The sequence below is a fragment of the Kosakonia sp. LAM2021 genome, assembly GCF_016620385.1.
Classification (GTDB): domain Bacteria; phylum Pseudomonadota; class Gammaproteobacteria; order Enterobacterales; family Enterobacteriaceae; genus Kosakonia; species Kosakonia sacchari.
Window position 1 is genome coordinate 145,238 of sequence record NZ_JAENHT010000005.1, and the last position, 16,776, is coordinate 162,013.

Annotated in this window: 17 protein-coding genes; 3 read left to right on the plus strand and 14 right to left on the minus strand. The window is 55.4% G+C overall.

The features are described 5' to 3' along the window. Positions 1 to 5: 5 nt before the first annotated feature. From phnN to JKP81_RS13035, 11 genes are all read right to left on the minus strand, one after another. Positions 6 to 557 (minus strand): ribose 1,5-bisphosphokinase, encoded by a 552-nt coding sequence (phnN, locus tag JKP81_RS12985; protein WP_200552211.1) that lies wholly within the window; start codon positions 555 to 557, stop codon positions 6 to 8. Continuing rightward, positions 554 to 1,690 carry an alpha-D-ribose 1-methylphosphonate 5-triphosphate diphosphatase gene (phnM, locus tag JKP81_RS12990; protein ID WP_045511850.1) on the minus strand — a complete coding sequence of 379 codons (1,137 nt, stop codon included), beginning with the start codon at positions 1,688 to 1,690 and terminating at the stop codon, positions 554 to 556. Before phnM ends, phnN begins: the two co-directional genes overlap by 4 nt. Beyond that, positions 1,687 to 2,373 (minus strand): phosphonate C-P lyase system protein PhnL, encoded by a 687-nt coding sequence (gene phnL / locus JKP81_RS12995; RefSeq protein ID WP_200552074.1) that lies wholly within the window; start codon positions 2,371 to 2,373, stop codon positions 1,687 to 1,689. Before phnL ends, phnM begins: the two co-directional genes overlap by 4 nt. 10 nt (positions 2,374 to 2,383) lie before the next feature. Next, the gene (gene phnK / locus JKP81_RS13000) at positions 2,384 to 3,142 is read right to left on the minus strand and encodes a phosphonate C-P lyase system protein PhnK (protein ID WP_200552075.1); all 759 of its coding nucleotides are present in this window, start codon (positions 3,140 to 3,142) and stop codon (positions 2,384 to 2,386) included. Continuing rightward, the gene (locus JKP81_RS13005; protein WP_200552076.1) at positions 3,139 to 3,987 is read right to left on the minus strand and encodes an alpha-D-ribose 1-methylphosphonate 5-phosphate C-P-lyase PhnJ; all 849 of its coding nucleotides are present in this window, start codon (positions 3,985 to 3,987) and stop codon (positions 3,139 to 3,141) included. The genes phnK and JKP81_RS13005 overlap by 4 nt, the downstream gene beginning before the upstream one ends. Continuing rightward, on the minus strand, positions 3,980 to 5,044 hold the full coding sequence (locus tag JKP81_RS13010; RefSeq protein ID WP_200552077.1) for a carbon-phosphorus lyase complex subunit PhnI: 1,065 nt from the start codon (positions 5,042 to 5,044) through the stop codon (positions 3,980 to 3,982). The genes JKP81_RS13005 and JKP81_RS13010 overlap by 8 nt, the downstream gene beginning before the upstream one ends. Continuing rightward, positions 5,044 to 5,628, minus strand: coding sequence for a phosphonate C-P lyase system protein PhnH (gene phnH, locus JKP81_RS13015; protein ID WP_200552078.1), 585 nt, complete (start codon positions 5,626 to 5,628; stop codon positions 5,044 to 5,046). The genes JKP81_RS13010 and phnH overlap by 1 nt, the downstream gene beginning before the upstream one ends. Continuing rightward, the gene (gene phnG, locus JKP81_RS13020) at positions 5,625 to 6,077 is read right to left on the minus strand and encodes a phosphonate C-P lyase system protein PhnG (RefSeq protein WP_200552079.1); all 453 of its coding nucleotides are present in this window, start codon (positions 6,075 to 6,077) and stop codon (positions 5,625 to 5,627) included. The genes phnH and phnG overlap by 4 nt, the downstream gene beginning before the upstream one ends. Then, the gene (phnF, locus tag JKP81_RS13025) at positions 6,078 to 6,803 is read right to left on the minus strand and encodes a phosphonate metabolism transcriptional regulator PhnF (protein WP_044489777.1); all 726 of its coding nucleotides are present in this window, start codon (positions 6,801 to 6,803) and stop codon (positions 6,078 to 6,080) included. Positions 6,804 to 6,990: 187 nt separating this feature from the next. Then, positions 6,991 to 7,437: a VOC family metalloprotein YjdN gene (gene yjdN / locus JKP81_RS13030; RefSeq protein ID WP_200552080.1), complete on the minus strand. Its 447-nt coding sequence runs from the start codon at positions 7,435 to 7,437 to the stop codon at positions 6,991 to 6,993. A gap of 93 nt (positions 7,438 to 7,530) precedes the next feature. Then, positions 7,531 to 7,866, minus strand: a complete 336-nt coding sequence (locus JKP81_RS13035; protein ID WP_017459520.1) for a zinc ribbon domain-containing protein YjdM — start codon at positions 7,864 to 7,866, stop codon at positions 7,531 to 7,533. 601 nt (positions 7,867 to 8,467) lie between these two features. Between JKP81_RS13035 and crfC the strand changes: the two genes are divergently transcribed. Together crfC and JKP81_RS13045 are read left to right on the plus strand one after the other, a co-directional pair. Continuing rightward, the gene (gene crfC / locus JKP81_RS13040) at positions 8,468 to 10,822 is read left to right on the plus strand and encodes a clamp-binding protein CrfC (protein WP_200552081.1); all 2,355 of its coding nucleotides are present in this window, start codon (positions 8,468 to 8,470) and stop codon (positions 10,820 to 10,822) included. Beyond that, a complete protein-coding gene (locus JKP81_RS13045; protein ID WP_200552082.1) occupies positions 10,819 to 11,697 on the plus strand; it encodes a diguanylate cyclase regulator RdcB family protein in 879 nt (292 codons plus the stop codon). Before crfC ends, JKP81_RS13045 begins: the two co-directional genes overlap by 4 nt. 214 nt (positions 11,698 to 11,911) lie before the next feature. On the opposite strand, the gene kdgT is transcribed toward JKP81_RS13045, so the two are convergent. After that, positions 11,912 to 12,910 carry a 2-keto-3-deoxygluconate transporter gene (kdgT, locus tag JKP81_RS13050; protein WP_200552083.1) on the minus strand — a complete coding sequence of 333 codons (999 nt, stop codon included), beginning with the start codon at positions 12,908 to 12,910 and terminating at the stop codon, positions 11,912 to 11,914. A gap of 643 nt (positions 12,911 to 13,553) precedes the next feature. On the opposite strand from kdgT, the gene proP reads away from it, so the two are divergent. Continuing rightward, on the plus strand, positions 13,554 to 15,056 hold the full coding sequence (gene proP / locus JKP81_RS13055) for a glycine betaine/L-proline transporter ProP (protein ID WP_200552084.1): 1,503 nt from the start codon (positions 13,554 to 13,556) through the stop codon (positions 15,054 to 15,056). Positions 15,057 to 15,091: 35 nt separating this feature from the next. Here the strand turns inward: proP and JKP81_RS13060 are convergent, their stop codons facing one another. Continuing rightward, positions 15,092 to 16,045: a nickel/cobalt transporter gene (locus JKP81_RS13060; RefSeq protein ID WP_200552085.1), complete on the minus strand. Its 954-nt coding sequence runs from the start codon at positions 16,043 to 16,045 to the stop codon at positions 15,092 to 15,094. A 78-nt stretch (positions 16,046 to 16,123) separates the two neighbouring features. Further along, the gene (locus JKP81_RS13065) at positions 16,124 to 16,735 is read right to left on the minus strand and encodes a DUF2238 domain-containing protein (protein ID WP_200552086.1); all 612 of its coding nucleotides are present in this window, start codon (positions 16,733 to 16,735) and stop codon (positions 16,124 to 16,126) included. Between the last annotated feature and the right edge of the window lie 41 nt (positions 16,736 to 16,776).

The following is a 16,776-nucleotide window of genomic DNA, read 5'->3' on the forward strand; positions in this document are numbered from 1 at the left end:
CATCATTACGCGCTTTTCCCTTGTTGCGCACGAATCAGCATGACCAGTCCTTCTACTGACTGTAGCAAACTGCCGTCGTTATTCAGCGTCAGGCAATTACCCGGCTGGTAACGCGCCGCGCGTTCCAGCCGCGCTTCAATCTCTGCGGCGCTCTCTCGCCCGCGTTTTTCCAGGCGCTGGCGCAAAATGGCTGGCGAAACCTGCACGTAGACGGGCATCAGCGTGTCGCCATATTGCGTTTGCGCCTGCTGCAGATGCCCGCGCGAACCGTTTACCACCACATCAAACCCGGCGTTGAGCCAGAGGTCTATCTCTGCGCCAATGCCGTAATGAAAGTCGTTGGCATGCCAGCTCAGCGTAAACAGATGCTGCTCGGCGCGGGTGAAAAACTCTTTTTCGCTCAATGCGATATGGTTTTCGCTCCCGGCACTGGCCGGGCGAGTAATGTAGCGGTGCGCGACCAGTAATTGCGGGTGTTCCCGCTGGCGCAGTGCCGCCAGCAGCGAGTCTTTGCCTGCGCCGGACGGCCCCATTAACCAGATCAGTCTGCCCATCAGAACACCCTTTTCCCCTCGCGCCAGACATGATCAATGCGTACGTGGTCGCCTTTGTGGTGCGCCAGCACCAGATCCGCCCGCTTCCCTTCGGCAATCACGCCGCGATCGTTAAGATTCAGCGCCTGCGCCGGGTTTTTGGTCACCAGGTGAACCGCTTTCTCGAGGCTGAAATCATTCTCTTCATCGCTGGCTACGCGAAACACCGCATCCAGCAGGCTGGCGGGGTAGTAGTCGGACGACAAAATATCCAGCATGCCAAGCTGCGCCAGTTTATGTGCCGCCACGTTGCCGGAGTGGGAACCGCCGCGCACGATATTGGGTGCGCCCATCAGCACGCTTAATCCATGGTCTCGCGAGGCTTCGGCCGCCGCGAAAGTGGTCGGGAATTCAGCAATCACGCTGCCGAGCTGGTGCGATTCGACAACGTGCTCGCGCGTTGCGTCATCGTGGCTGGCAAGCGGCAGATTACGCGCATTGCATATAGCGGCGATGGCTAACCGGTTGGGCTGCGACCACTGCGCGGCGAGCGCCAGTTGCTCCTGCTCGAACTGATCCATCTGCTCATCGGTGAGGTGATATTTGCCCTGATAATATTCACGATACTTCTCATAGCTGGCGTACTGGCGCTGTCCTGGCGAGTGGTCCATCAGCGACACCAGCGCGACCGGCTCGCGGCCCACCAGTTTTTCAAACAGCGGCAGAGTGGTGTGGTGCGGCAGTTCACAGCGCAAGTGCAGGCGGTGCTCCGCGCGGTTCAGCCCGCGTTTTTGCGAATCCTCCACGGCATTGATCATCTTTTCCAGATTCTCCAGCCGGTCGCCGCCGTCGCGCACATCACCAATCGCTACCGCATCCAGCACCGTTGTAATACCGCTGGCAACCATCAGCGCGTCGTGGCTGCTCATCGCGGAATGGGCGGGCCAGTCCACTTTCGGGCGCGGGGTGAAGAATTTATCCAGGTTATCCGTATGCAGCTCAATAAGCCCCGGCATCAGCCAGCCGCCGTCGCCATCATGCGCGCCGGGCTGGCGGCTTTGGGTTTCGGCAAACGCACGAATCACACCATCACGGACTTCCAGCGAGCCGCTGATCACCTCGTCTTCGAGGATCAGTTTTACATTGTTGATAATCATGCGGAGATCCCCATCGGGTAGAGGCGGTCGGCGACATGTTCCCGGACTGCGCCATCGTGAAAGATGCCGACAATCGCTGCGCCGCGCGCTTTTGCTTGTGCGATCAGTTCAACGACAGCAGCGCTGTTTTTCTCATCCAGCGAAGCGGTAGGTTCATCGAGCAGCAGAATCGGGTAATCGACAATAAACCCGCGCGCGATATTGACGCGCTGCTGCTCTCCGCCGGAAAAGGTCGCGGGAGCGAGGTGCCACAAGCGTTCCGGCACATTCAGCCGGGTGAGCAGTTCACCCGCTTTTTGCGCGCACTGCTCGCGGGCAATGCCCTGTTCCAGCAGCGGTTGCATTACCACATCCAGTGCGCTCACGCGGGGAATAACGCGTAAAAACTGGCTGACCCAGCCAATGGTGTGACGGCGCACCTCCAGCACTTTACGCGCCGGGGCCTGCACTAAATCCACCCATTCATCGCCGTGTTTGACATGAATATGTCCGGCGTCGGGCAGGTAGTTGGCGTACAGCGAGCGCAGCAGGGTCGATTTCCCACTGCCGGAATGGCCATGCAGCACTACACATTCACTGGCCCCGACGCTGAGCGATGTTTCGCGCAGCACCGGCAGGCGCACGCCGTTTTGGTGATGCAGAACAAAGGTCTTGCTGACATTTTCCACACGCAAAACAGTCATCATCCACTCCTTAATTTTGCAATACCGAGGAGACCAGCAATTGGGTGTAGGGGTGGTGCGGATCGTCGAGCACCCGATCGGTTAACCCACTTTCCACCACCTGACCTTGTTTCATCACCAGCAAGCGGTTCGCCAGCAGCCGCGCGACGCCCAAATCATGGGTCACCATCACCACGGCAAGGTTCATCTCCACCACCAGGCCGCGTAGCAGGTCGAGCAAACGCGCCTGGACGGAAACATCCAGCCCGCCGGTGGGCTCATCCATAAACACCAGTTTCGGGCGAGTGACCAGGTTACGGGCGATCTGCAGACGCTGCTGCATGCCGCCGGAAAAGGTGGTCGGCAAGTCGTCAATGCGCGAGGGCGGGATCTCGACATCGCTGAGCCACTGCTCAGCGCAGTCACGGATATCGCCGTAATGGCGCGCTCCGGTCGCCATCAGACGCTCGCCGATATTGCCACCGGCGGAAACCTGGCGGCGCAGACCATCCAGCGGATGCTGATGGACTACGCCCCACTCGGTGCGCAGCAAGCGGCGGCGTTCGGCTTCGCTCATCGCGTAGAGATCGCGCGCCTGGTAAGTGATGGTGCCGTGTTGCGGCACCAGACGCGCCGAAATGGCATTCAGCAGCGTGGTTTTGCCAGAGCCGGATTCGCCGACAATGCCCAGTACTTCGCCCGGCCACAAATCGAAAGAGACGTCCTGAAAACCCTTGCCTGGCGCATAAAGATGGGAAAGGTGATTCACCGAAAGCAGCGGTTGGGTCATTTGCGTAAAGCCTCGCTCTGTTGGCGGCAGAAATCGGTGTCGGAGCAGACGAACATGCGCGTGCCGGTATCATCCAGCACCACTTCATCGAGGTAGCTGTGGGTTGAACCACATATAGCGCACGGCTGATCCCATTTTTGTGGCGCGAAGGGGTAATCCTCAAAATCGAGGCTCACCACCTGCGTATAGGGCGGCACGGCGTAGATGCGTTTTTCACGCCCGGCGCCAAACAGTTGCAGGGCGGGCATCATGTGCATTTTCGGGTTATCGAACGCCGGAATTGGTGACGGGTCCATCACGTAGCGGGCGTTCACTTTGACCGGCCATGCATAACGGGTGGTGAAATTGCCGAAACGGGCAATATCTTCGTACAGCTTCACCTGCATCACGCCGTACTCTTCCAGCGCATGCATTGTTCGGGTTTCTGTCTCGCGCGGCTCGATAAAGCGCAGTGGTTCGGGGATCGGCACCTGGTAAATCAGAATTTGATCTTCTTTGAGCGGCGTTTCGGGAATGCGGTGACGTGTCTGAATCAGCGTGGCTTCAGCGGTGCGCTCGGTGGTTTCCACGCCGGTAACGCGGGTGAAGAACTGGCGAATAGAGACGGCGTTGGTGGTATCGTCCGCGCCCTGGTCGATCACTTTCAGCACGTCATCTTCGCCGATCACGCTGGCGGTGAGCTGAATACCGCCGGTGCCCCAGCCATAGGGCATCGGCATTTCGCGCCCACCAAACGGCACCTGGTAACCGGGGATCGCCACTGCTTTCAGCAGCGCGCGGCGGATCATGCGTTTGGTTTGCTCATCAAGAAAAGCAAAGTTGTAACCGGTCAGCGCGTTAGCCACGGTGTTTCTCCTGTTGCAGCTGTCTGAGCAAATCCAGTTCGGCCTGGAAATCAACGTAGTGGGGGAGTTTCAGGTGCGAGACAAAGCCCGCCGCTTCAACGTTATCCGCGTGCGCCAGCACAAACTCTTCATCCTGCGCCGGGCTTTTTATCGGCTCACCGTAGTTGGCGGCTTGCAGAGCGCGGTCGACCAACGCCATCGCCATCGCTTTGCGTTCGCTCATGCCGAACACCAGCCCGTAGCCGCGGGTAAAGTGTGGCGGCTCATCATGCGGAGCGACAAAGCCATTAACCATTTCGCATTCGGTTATCAGCAATTCGCCGACGTTGACCGCAAAACCCAGCTCTTCCGGCACAATTTCCACATCGATATACCCGCTGCGGATCTCACCGGCAAACGGGTGGTTGCGCCCGTAACCGCGCTGAGTGGAGTAGGCCAGTGCCAGCAAGTAACCCTCATCGCCGCGCGCCAGTTGCTGCAAACGTGAGGAGCGTGAACAGGGGTAAACCGGGGGATTACGGGTAATGTCGTCCGGGGTTGCGCCGCTATCTTCTTCGGCTTTTGCCAGCCCTTCATTGACCAGCAAACTGAACACGTGCGGTGCGGCGTCCTGCTGCGCTTCGCGCGTGGTGAGCGTCGGCGTTTCGCCTTCGGCGAGCAGGGTAAAATCAAGCAGGCGGTGGGTGTAATCGTAAGTGGGGCCAAGCATCTGGCCGCCGGGAATATCTTTGTAAACCGCCGAGATACGGCGTTCTAAACGCATTTTCGCGCTGTCGATGGGTTCGCTCACGGCCAGGCGCGGCAGCGTGGTGCGGTAAGCGCGCAGTAGAAAGATGGCTTCGACGTTATCGCCGCTTGCCTGTTTTAACGCCAGCGCCGCCAGTTCCCGATCGGCAATGCCTCCTTCGGTCATCACGCGGTCGACCGCCAGATGCAACTGGTCGGCAATTTGTGCAACGCTCAGCTCCGAAAGCTCCGCGTTGCCACGGCGTTTATGCTCCTGCAACGCGTGGGCAGCGGCGATGGCCTTTTCGCCCCCCTTGACAGCAACGTACATCAGTACACCTCCACCAGCGTGGTTCTCGGTATTGCCAGCGCGCGTTCGCCACAGGTCAGGATCACGTCGATGCCTGTCGGGAACGAGTGCGGACGGTCGGTAAACTCATCGGTAATGCACTCCGGCAACTGCGGGGCAATCATGCGTTCTTCCAGAATGCCCGGTCCGGTCAGGCGCAGCATGCGCCCGCCGCTCAGTGCCGGGAGCTGTAAAATCAGGGTCGCGCTGCTTTCCGGGCTGATATCCGTGCCGCCTGGCAGGGCGCTCAGTTGCTCGGCGCTGAGGGTGCTGTCGGCAATGGCGAACAGCGAGTGTTGCGGTTGATCGACCAGCGGCGCGTTGGTGTGAAAGCGCAGGTTCTGGCGCACAATGTCGTTATCCACGGCGGCGGAAAGCCAAATCGGCGTGTCGTTATCGGCAAGCGTCAGCAACACGCTGGTGGTGGCCGGGTTGAGCGGCGGCCAGCCATGTTTTAACTGCGGCAGCGAGACAATCACGCCCGGCTCGCTCATGGCTTTTAACAGACGGCGAAAACAGTGTTGGGCATCGTGAACCGCCGAAGCGAAAGCGGGTTGTAAGGTCATGCGTTATCTCCGCGAACCAGCGTAAAGAAGTCGACCCGGCTGGCGTTGACTTCGGCCTGGCGCGCAGTGAGGCGCGCGGCGCGGTCCGCTTCCAGCGGTGTAATAAGGGTTTCCATCAACGTCTGGAAATAGGAAGGGCTCTGCAGTAGCGCATCACAGACGGCGCAGCGCTCGGCGTGGCCTTTATCGCGCCCGAGCACCCAACTAAAACCGAGTGTGCCGCACTCAAGGCGAATAACGGCGCGCGTTAACGTGGCGTCACCCGGAAAGAAACGCTCGCCGGTCGCGCCCATGCGTGCCTGGATCTGCACCAGGCCTGTCTGCGGGGCGCGCACCTGTTCGTATTCCGGGGCGAGTCCGAGTGTGCGCATTCGGCCGCGCAGCATCTCCGGCGTGGAGTGCGCAAGTGCGGCCATCCAGCGCTGTCGGGTTGGCGTATCAAAATGCATTCAATGCTCCATGGTGAATTCAATCATGTCGGCGCGCGTCAGGCTGACGGAGTATTCCGTGGCGTTGACCTCGCCTTCACGATGGTTAAGGGTGCGCACGCAGAGCAGCGGCGCCATATTGGGGATCTCCAGCCAGCGGCTCTCTTTAACTTGTGCGCGGCGGGCGCTGATGCGCGTCTGGGTACGCTTCAGGCTGACACCGGCCTGTTCACGTAAAAAGTCGTGCAGCGAACCGCTATCAAACTGTTGCAGCAGCGGCCATAACTGCAGGTCGGAGAAATAGTGATCGATAAGACACAGCGCCACGCCATTCACCCGGCGGCGAGTGCGCAGGTGAATCACGTTGTCGCCCTCCTGGATGCCTAACGCATCGGCGACGTGTTGAGACGCCGGGCGCAGCACCGCCAGCAGACGTTCGCTGGTGGGATGGCTGCCCTGATCGAGCAGGTTCTGGCTAAAGCGCGCCTGCGCATTGAGGGGGTAATCGAACGGGCGCATCAGCACCATTACGCCAACGCCCTGGCGGCGCTGTACCCAGCCTTTTTCCACCAGTTGATCGATCGCGCGGCGCAGCGTGTGGCGGTTAACCTCAAAACGCGTAGCCAGTTGCTGTTCTGCGGGCAGCCAGTCGCCGCAGCGATAGTTGCTGCGCAGTTCCTGCTCTAACCTTGCGGCAATTTCCTGATAGCGCGTGGGATAACTGGTCGGATGTCTGGACAAGTGCATGCTCATTGTAGCTCCGCGGGCCAGGTAAAAAGTGGTCTTATCGTGAAGCGCAAATGTTGCATTTTGGTTATACGATGATTGCGCGGGGATGAATCTTGGCAAACAGAAAAAGCTGTATGGCGGTATGAAAATGAAAAAGGAGCCAACGGCTCCTTTTTCAATGAAGAGATTAAGTTAAATGAAGAGATTAAGCGGCTTGTGGTGCTTTGGCGACATTCACCATCCAGGGAATGCCGAATTTATCGGTCACCATGCCAAAGCCGTGCGCCCAAAATGTCTCCTGCCACGGCATGGTGACGCGCCCGCCGGCGGCAAGCGCGTCGAACCAGGCTTTACCCTGATCGACATCTTGTGTGGCGAGGCTTAAGGTAAAACCGCTGTAATCCCCGCTGTTTTGCCTGCCGTCGCTCAACATTATTTCGCTACCGGCAATGCGTAAATTCGCATGGGCAATATCGTTATCAGCAAAAGCCTGACCCGCAGCGCAGCCTTCATCGCTATTATTCTCTTGCGGGGATTTGGGCATTTCACCAAACGTTATCTTATAGGTTAATTCGGCATGGAGTGCCTGTTGGTAAAACTCGATGGCCTGCTGGCACTGACCAGAAAAAGAGATGTAGGGACTGAGCGGCATAATCATTACCTCGGGTAACGAAATCTGCCATTAAGTGTAGCGGTTGCGGGAAAAAGTAAACCAGGCGGGAAGACAAAGCTCCCCGCCAAAACATCAATTCTTTTTAACAAATTCAGATTTGAGTTTCATTGGACCGAAACCGTCGATTTTACAATCGATATTATGATCGCCTTCGACCAGACGAATATTTTTTACCTTGGTGCCGATCTTCAACATTGAAGAACTGCCTTTTACTTTCAAGTCCTTAATTACGGTGACGCTATCACCATCGGCTAAAAGATTGCCATTAGCATCTTTGACGATTAATTCATCTGCATCGTGAGCAGGTTCCGCATCGTTCCACTCGTGAGCGCATTCCGGGCAAATGAACATGCCATTATCTTCATAGGTGTATTCGGAATTACATTTTGGACAGTGGGGGAGTTGCATAGGGAGTTCCTCAAAAGTACATACAGAGCGGGATAAACCGCACAAAGGCTCAGCGCCAGAAAGGCAGCGATTATACAGCAAAACCGTACAGTTGCCGTTGTTATTATTTTTTTCAGAAAAAACATAAAAAAATGATAGTAGTGACATAACCTGTCATTCGCGTAAGCGATGCTTATCCCAGAAACATAATGAGTAAATGCTTATGCCAGTTATTTAGATTATTTTCTGGTGGAAATTGCCAGCATTTACTAATTCAGATAAGGTGGCATGTAGTATCTGGTGTTATTCGAACCCGAACTGTCATGCCTGCTACGCTACCAGCAATGGTGGTTATTACCTCTCAAATTGGGTGGGTAAATAAATGATGATATATCCTGGCTGTTCTTAGAAATGAGCTAAGCTCAAACTCTCTGGTTTTTATCGCCGGAGTTGTGCTGCTGTCATTTTTTGAGAAACAAATTATATATTTTCCTGAGTATCATCAGGTGTTTATCTTTTCGAAGATATTTTCCACACGTAATTATAAAAGCCGAAACTTCACTAATAAAACATTCCGGCTAAATAAAAGTAAGAAAATTTGCGTTAAGGAAAGACTTTTAACATGCACACACAAACAATTTTTGAATTAAGCCAGGAAGCAGAAAGATTGTTGCAACTTTCCTTGCACAATCTCCAGGCTTTAAAAAAAATACCGACAGCGACGTTTGATGAGACGAATGCTACCGGTAAGGCGGAAAACGCCAATGTTTTGCCGTTGCATTTCAGCGCGCGCGGCGTTGAAGCGCAGCAGGCGACGCTGCATAACGAATTACGGAAAATTACCCGGCTGGAAATGGTGCTGGCGATTGTCGGTACCATGAAGGCAGGAAAGTCGACCACCATCAACGCGATTGTTGGCACGGAAGTGCTGCCCAACCGTAACCGGCCGATGACCGCGCTGCCAACTCTTATTCGCCATACGCCTGGTCAAAAAGAGCCGGTGCTGCACTTTTCTCACGTCGGGCCTATCGACGCGCTTGCGCAACAGCTTCAGACGCGGCTTTTTAATTACAACCGTGAAAAGCTGGCGCAAAAAATTGAAATCGATAAAGACATGGCCGCTCTGCTGGATCGCATTGCGCAAGGCGATGCTTTTGATAAGCACTATCTGGGTGCTCAGCCGATCTTCCACTGCCTGAAAAGCCTCAATGATCTGGTGCGTCTCTCCAAAGCGCTTGATGTGGACTTCCCATTTTCCGCGTATGCGGCGATTGAACATATTCCGGTGATTGAGGTGGAGTTTGTGCATCTGGCCGGTCTGGATAATCAACTGGGCCAACTGACGCTGCTGGATACCCCCGGGCCGAATGAAGCCGGGCAGCCACATCTGCAAAAAATGCTCAATGAGCAGTTGGCGCGCGCGTCGGCGGTGCTGGCAGTGATGGACTACACACAGCTTAAATCCATCTCTGATGAAGAAGTGCGCCGCGCGATCTCCTCGGTCGGCCGTTCGGTGCCGTTGTATGCGCTGGTGAATAAATTCGATCAAAAAGATCGCAACAGCGACGATGAAGATCAGGTGAAGGCGCTGATTTCCGGTACGTTAATGAAAGGAAACATTAACCCGACACAGATTTTCCCCGTTTCTTCAATGTGGGGTTATCTGGCAAACCGTGCCCGCCACGAGTTGCAGCACCAGGGGTGTTTGCCGGATCCGCAAGAGCAGCGCTGGGTGCAGGATTTCGCCGAAGCTGCGCTCGGACGCCGCTGGCGCAACGCCGATTTAGAGGATATTGAGCATATCCGCCATGCCGCCGATCTGCTGTGGGAAGATTCGCTGTTTGAAAAACCGATTCGCACACTGCTGCATGCCGCGCACGCGAACGCCTCGCTTTATGCGCTGCGTTCGGCGTCGCATAAGCTGCTGAACTACACCCAAAGCGCCCGCGAGTACCTTGACTTTCGCTATCAGGGATTAACCGTGGCCTACGAAAAGCTGGAGCAAAACATTTCCCGGCTGGAAGAGGACATGGCGCTGCTGCGTAGCAGCCAGGAAGGTGTTAGCGATGAAATTGAACACGAAGTGGAAGAGGCGCTCGCCGCAGCCGAAATCTATATTCATGGCCAACAATTTGAAATTGTCGAAGCCATTGATGCCTGGTTCCATGATGGTCAGTTAATGACCATGGTCAGCGAAAGCCATGCCGACCTGCGTTTTGATGAACATTTCGCGCCGGGGCAACTGGTGCTGGAAAATGAAGGCCAGGCGCAGGTCGCACTCAGTAAAATTCGTTCGGTGTGCGAGACGATTTTAGTCGCGGCGCAGGAGCGCATCAGCCGTGAGTTGGCACAACGTTTCGACGAGCTGGAAAATACGCTGGCGCGCTCGTTGAACGATGCGATGCGCCCCATCGAAACACGCATTAAAGAGGAACTCACGCACGCCGGTTTTCGCGCCCGTATCAGTTTCCCGGCGTTCCAGGCGAGCGCGCTCAACTTTAACGCCCGTTCGCTGTTTACCAATGTGATAGCGCCGCAAGATTTGCCGGCCGGTCAGGCGCCGCGCGCTGGCAGCATGCGGGAAACCGTGTCGCGCTGGCTCAATAACCCCAGTTGGGGGTGGGACGATTATGTCGCCACGCGTACCCGCTATGTGATCGACCTTACGGCGTTAAATAAGAAACTCATCGACCATGTTGCTCATTTTTGTGAACAAATTCGTAAAGCTTTGAGCGCGCAGGTCGATGTTTCTGTTACGGCGGGAATGGCGACATTTTTTGCCGAGTTCTCGTTAAGTCTCGCGGGACTACAGGAAAGTTTGCGTGACAGCCTGGCGATACGACAGCAGAACGAGTCGTCAGTGTTGGCGTTGCGCCAGCAGTTGCAGCAGAGTATCAGGACAGCCAATTGGATCCATGAGGACGCACGCCTGTTACGCGATGATATACAAACCCTCTTCGCGGCAGATCTACCATGAAAAATCGACTACTGGACGGCCCGGGGCGCGTACTTGAGTGTATTCACCCGAAATTTATCGTGGATTTAGTGCAGGGCGTTGATGCGCCGCGCCAGACGCCGATTGTGCCTCAACAGCAGTTGTTTCGTGAGCGGCTGACGCAGGAGATCATGGCGCAAACGCAGCTGCGCCCGTGGGCGATGTCTGGCGTATTAAATGAGAACGACGCGCTGCGTCTGGGGCTGGCGGAAAAACTGGCCAGTATGCTTGATCCGGGGTATCTGGCATTAACCCGCATTACCGAGCGGCTGGCGGCGTTACAACAAGCTGAGCGCCGTCCTGCCAACGCGACGCCTGGCGCGTCGCAGCAATATGACGAGCTGGTTGACCATTTTAGCCAACGCGCGGCGTGGAAAGAGAAAGCGCTGACCCAACGCGGGCTGGCCGTCCAGGCGGGGAACCATAGCGAACAAGTTTTTGCCCACTGGCGCGCCGGGAATTACAACGGCTGGTCGATGGCCGGGCGCTGCTATATCGCGCTGGAAGAGTTGCGCTGGGGGGCGTTTGGTGATGCCTGTCGCCTGGCGAATGAAGGCGTGGCGAAAATGCTAAAAGATAATCTGCGCGCGATGGCTGCTGATTTTCTGGCACAGGGGATCAATGCTTCTCCGGCGACCCGACATTTCTACCATCAATGGCTGGCGACACCTTCAACGCCAGGATTGATGGACTACAAAGATTTACTCGGCTGGCTTGGCGACTGGTGTGATGCTGAACGCCATCCGATCTGCTGGTCTGTCACCCAGAGCTGGCAAACGGTAGCGCTGGGCATGCCACGGCTCTGTTCTGCGACACGCATCGCGACGGCGATGGTGGACGAAGTGTTTGGCGAGTAGCCGCTTTCACACCCGTAAACATCCCTATATCTATATAAAGAAAGGCGGCGTTGAGTCACGGTGAAAGAGCCGCTCAAAACTCATAAAGTGCATGTTCTCCCGTCATGCGCGAGTGCATGCCAGAGCCAATGTTTGTTGCTGATCGCGCGTGGCGGAAGCGGTTTTCTACTGGCAACAAAAAAGCCCCTGACGGGGCTTTTTTGATCGAGCACCTTTAGTGTCCTGTCGACTCGATCGGATCCTCTGCTTCTTCTTTAGCTTGCGGCACATGCCCGAAGCGTCTCGCATACAGCGCGGTGATAATCGGCACCAGTATGGCCGTGACTATTACACTCGCGGCGACCAGCGCGGTTGCGGATGCGGCAACCGGTTCGAACGCCGGGTTAATCTGCGCGATAATCACCGGGTTCGCCACCGCTGCACCCGCCGCAGACGAGGCCGCGACACCTGCCGTTCCGTTACCGCCACCAATTACACGGTCGGCGATGATCAATGGAATACCGGTGATGATGATCACCGCGACGCCGAGAAAGATGCCCAACAGGCCGGTTTGCATGATAACGCTCAGGTTGATGGTATTACCCAGCGCGAAGCCGAAGAACGGGATCAGCACTGGCGTTGCTTTACTGAAGAAAGCGCGTAAATCGTGATCGAGGTTACCCAGCGCGAAACCAATCAGGAACGGCAGCACTGCACCGACAAAATGGTGCGGTTCAAACGAGGCCAGACCGGCGGAGCCGAGGATCACCATGGTCATCAGCGGGCCGGATTCCAGCGACATCAACACAAACGCGCCAGACTCCTCTTTGCTGCCGTACTGGTTCATCAGGCTCGCGTACAGACCGCCGTTGGTCATGTCCATGGCTGAAACCAGTGCCAGCACGGAAAGCCCGGCGAAGAACCCGGTCTGGATGCCGGTGTCCGGAATAAACGACGCGGCGATCATTGCCACTACCCAGGCGACGGCAATTTTAGTCAGTACCAGCGTACCGGATTTACGTAAAACGGTGCCGGTAGCGCGTAAATCAATGGATGCGCCAATACAGAAAAACCACACGGCAAGGATGGGTACCGTGCCGGTAATCATCCCTTTAGTGAATGAACCAAAATAAGCACCGGTATCCGGTGCCAGCGTATTCAAAATTGCGCCTAACAGCAGCGGAACCAGCATCATCCCGCCAGGAATGCGTTCTATCGTGGCCTTGATTTTCATAATAAATCCTCACTGCTCGTCATTACCATGAACGAGGAAAGCTAAAAATTAATAGTGAATATTTTCAATTCATTAAAGAATTTCTCAGGCAGGGCATTCGCTATCGATTGCCGCTGGTCTCCGCATCAAAAGACGATGTGTTGCGGGTTTATGTCGTTATCATCCGATCAATGGAATATCTATTCAATAAGAATGAAACAATGTTTTAGTTACGTCGATCACATATTTTGCGTAAAGATAATCTGATATTTGTTTATTTATTTTTGCTGTAAATGAGTTGTGAAGAAATATATGGAGAAGATGACAAGGAAGGTAATAATCACGAGGGTGATTACCGGCGTATTTTTAGCCTGTAACGCATTAGATGTTTCTTATTCCAGAGGAGAGAAAAAGCGTTAAAACTGTGAGGAGGATTATTGCGTAGTAAAACTATGTGAATTTGATCACATTTTTAAACCCTGTTAGGGTAAAAAGGTCATCCACTGCCCAGCAGGCGTCAACAGGTTCGGTTGTACAGGCTTTAAACAGTCCGTGTAAGTAAACCTGCTACGCTTGAACAGGAAGGCTGAAAAGCCAGTTAAAACGCCCGGCAGGGAGAGTACGCCGGGCGGTTCAGGGCGAAAGTCTAAAGAGGAATAGATGCATGCTAAAAAGGAAAAAAATTAAACCCATCACCTTGCGTGATGTGACCATTATCGATGATGGCAAATTGCGTAAAGCAATTACCGCCGCATCGTTGGGTAACGCCATGGAATGGTTTGATTTCGGCGTTTACGGCTTTGTGGCCTACGCCCTTGGTAAGGTGTTCTTCCCCGATGCAAACCCCAGCGTGCAGATGATTGCCGCGCTTGGGACCTTCTCGGTTCCGTTCCTGATTCGTCCGTTAGGTGGCCTGTTCTTCGGCATGTTGGGCGATAAATACGGCCGACAAAAAATCCTCGCGATAACGATAGTAATCATGTCCGTCAGTACCTTTTGTATTGGTCTGATCCCGTCGTATGCCACCATTGGTATCTGGGCACCGATTTTACTGCTGCTGTGTAAGATGGCGCAGGGCTTCTCGGTGGGCGGCGAATATACCGGGGCGTCCATCTTTGTCGCCGAATATTCGCCGGATCGAAAACGCGGCTTTATGGGTAGCTGGCTGGACTTCGGTTCCATCGCCGGTTTTGTGCTCGGCGCGGGCGTAGTCGTTCTGCTTTCTACCATTGTCGGTGAGGAGAACTTCCTCGACTGGGGCTGGCGTATCCCGTTCTTCCTGGCGCTGCCGCTGGGGTTAATTGGTCTCTATCTGCGCCATGCGCTGGAAGAGACGCCGGCATTCCAGCAGCACGTCGACAAACTGGAGCAGGGCGATCGCGAGGGGTTGCAGGATGGGCCGAAAGTCTCATTTAAAGAGATTGCGACGAAACACTGGCGCAGCCTGCTGGCCTGTATTGGTCTGGTGATTTCCACCAACGTGACCTACTACATGCTGCTGACGTACATGCCAAGTTACTTGTCGCATAACCTGCATTATTCCGAAGACCACGGCGTGCTGATCATCATTGCTATCATGATTGGTATGCTGTTTGTGCAGCCAGTGATGGGGCTGTTGAGCGACCGTTTTGGCCGCCGTCCGTTTGTTATTCTCGGCAGCGTTGCGCTGTTTGTGCTGGCGATCCCGGCCTTCATCATGATTAACAGCAACATTATTGGCCTGATCTTCGCGGGTCTGCTGATGCTGGCGGTGGTGCTGAACTGCTTTACCGGCGTGATGGCATCAACGTTACCGGCGATGTTCCCGACACATCTTCGTTACAGTGCGCTGGCGAGTGCGTTCAACATCTCTATCTTGATTGCCGGTCTGACACCGACGCTGGCAGCCTGGCTGGTGGAAAGTTCAGCCAACCTGCTGATGCCTGCCTATTACTTGATGGTGGTTGCGGTGATTGGCCTGATTACCGGCCTGACGATGAAAGAGACGGCGAACTTACCGCTGAAAGGGGCGACCCCGGCGGCGTCGGATCTGCAGGAAGCGCGGGAAATCTTGCAGGAGCATCACGATAACATTGAGCAGAAAATCGAAGACATTGATGAAGAGATCGCTCAGTTGCAGGAAAAACGTGCGCGCCTGGTGCAACAGCATCCCAAAATAAACGAGTAATACCAATCCCGGATGGCGCTGTCATCCGGGATTTTTTAACATCCCGCCGCAATATAATCCCCGTTCGCGCTCACCGGAATAACCGTTAAAAACAGTACCAGTGCGAACAGGATCAGGGCTACGCCACCGGCGATTTTCAGCACCGGAACGAACCTGTATAACGTGCTGGCTTCACCGCCAAAAAACGCCGCCGTGCTGTTACGCGCATAACGCACCGCCAGCGACAATCCGGCGATCGACAGTGCCGTGCCGACCGCCATGGTCATCACCGCCGCAATGCCCCAACTCACGATGCCGAGCGCATTGGCGAAGAGCAAAATCATGATCGCTCCGCTGCAAGGCCGTGCGCCGATAGCGAGGATCACACCGAGACGTGTTTTCCAGTCGCCTTGCGTGCTAACGCCAACGCCATGGTGGCCGCAGCCGCAATGATCGTCATGCTGATGCGCGGGAGTCAGTGATCGGATTGCCAGTTTGCGCGGCTTGAGGCCTTTCAGCGCGTTCCAGACGACAAACGCACCAAAACCGCCAATCATCACCGCGCTGATTTTCTCAACGTACCAGCGGCTTTCACTGAGATCGCCTGCGGCAAGGTTGAAACCGACCGCCAGAATAAAGACGAACAGAATGGCGCTGACGCCTTGCATCAGGCTGCCCAATACGGGAATGACACGCGCCGCGGTCTGGCTTTCGTTATTGGTGCTAAGCCAGGTGGTAACGATAAACTTGCCGTGGCCTGGGCCAATCGCGTGCAGCACGCCATAAAAGAAAGCGCCGGTCAGCAGCCATAAGCCGCCGCTGTACTGGTGGTTGTTCAGTTGCAGTAAATACATCACCAGATAGCGGTGCAGGGTGATTTGCGTTGCCAGGCACCATTGCAAAAAGGCCGCCCAGTGCGCATGTAAAACGAAGACAGCAGCCAGCACCACCGCCAGCAGGGCAACGGCGGCGGGTAAGCGCCAGTCACGGGTGAGAAGTTGCGTGGTCATAGGTGTGTGGGCGTTGGGGGGAATCTCCGGAGTATAGGCGGCGAATACCGTTGGCTCCAGTCTTCGCCGCGCTTTGTCTTACACGTTGAGCTGGCGTTTGTGCCAGCGCCCCAGAACCAGCACCGTAGTCAGCGCGCCAAGCAGGGCGCAGAACATATCCGACTGGGTATCCCACGGATCGCCCTGGGTGCCGAGAAACTCATCCGCGCCCTGGCCCATTGCCAGCGCTGCCCACCACTCAATGAGTTCATAGGTGGCGCTAATCGCCAGCGCAATGCAGCAGACGATAAAGTCGAGCATCTTCCCGCCCCGCACATATTGCCCGCGCAGCAGTATTTCTCTGGCGGCAAGCGCCGGCACCAGCCCCTGGAAGAAATGACCGAGTTTGTCATAGGGGTTACGGCTCAGCCCTAAAAGGTGTTGCACATCAAAACCAACCGGGACTTTCGCGTAGGTATACATTCCGCCGACCATCAGAATAATGGCGTGGAAAAAGATCAGCACATACAGCAGCGATGTCAGCGGATAACGGCGCCAGGTAACGAGCAACAATGGCACGACAATCATGACCGGAACCACTTCCATCAGCCAGGTTACCCGGTCTTTAGCAAACCAGCCGGTATAAATAAGGATCACTAACAGTACCAGCGCCGCCGCAGATAGCGAGGCGCGATTTACGCTCTTAACCATGGGAATATCCGTTTCAGAAAAAAAAGACACTATTGACGCGA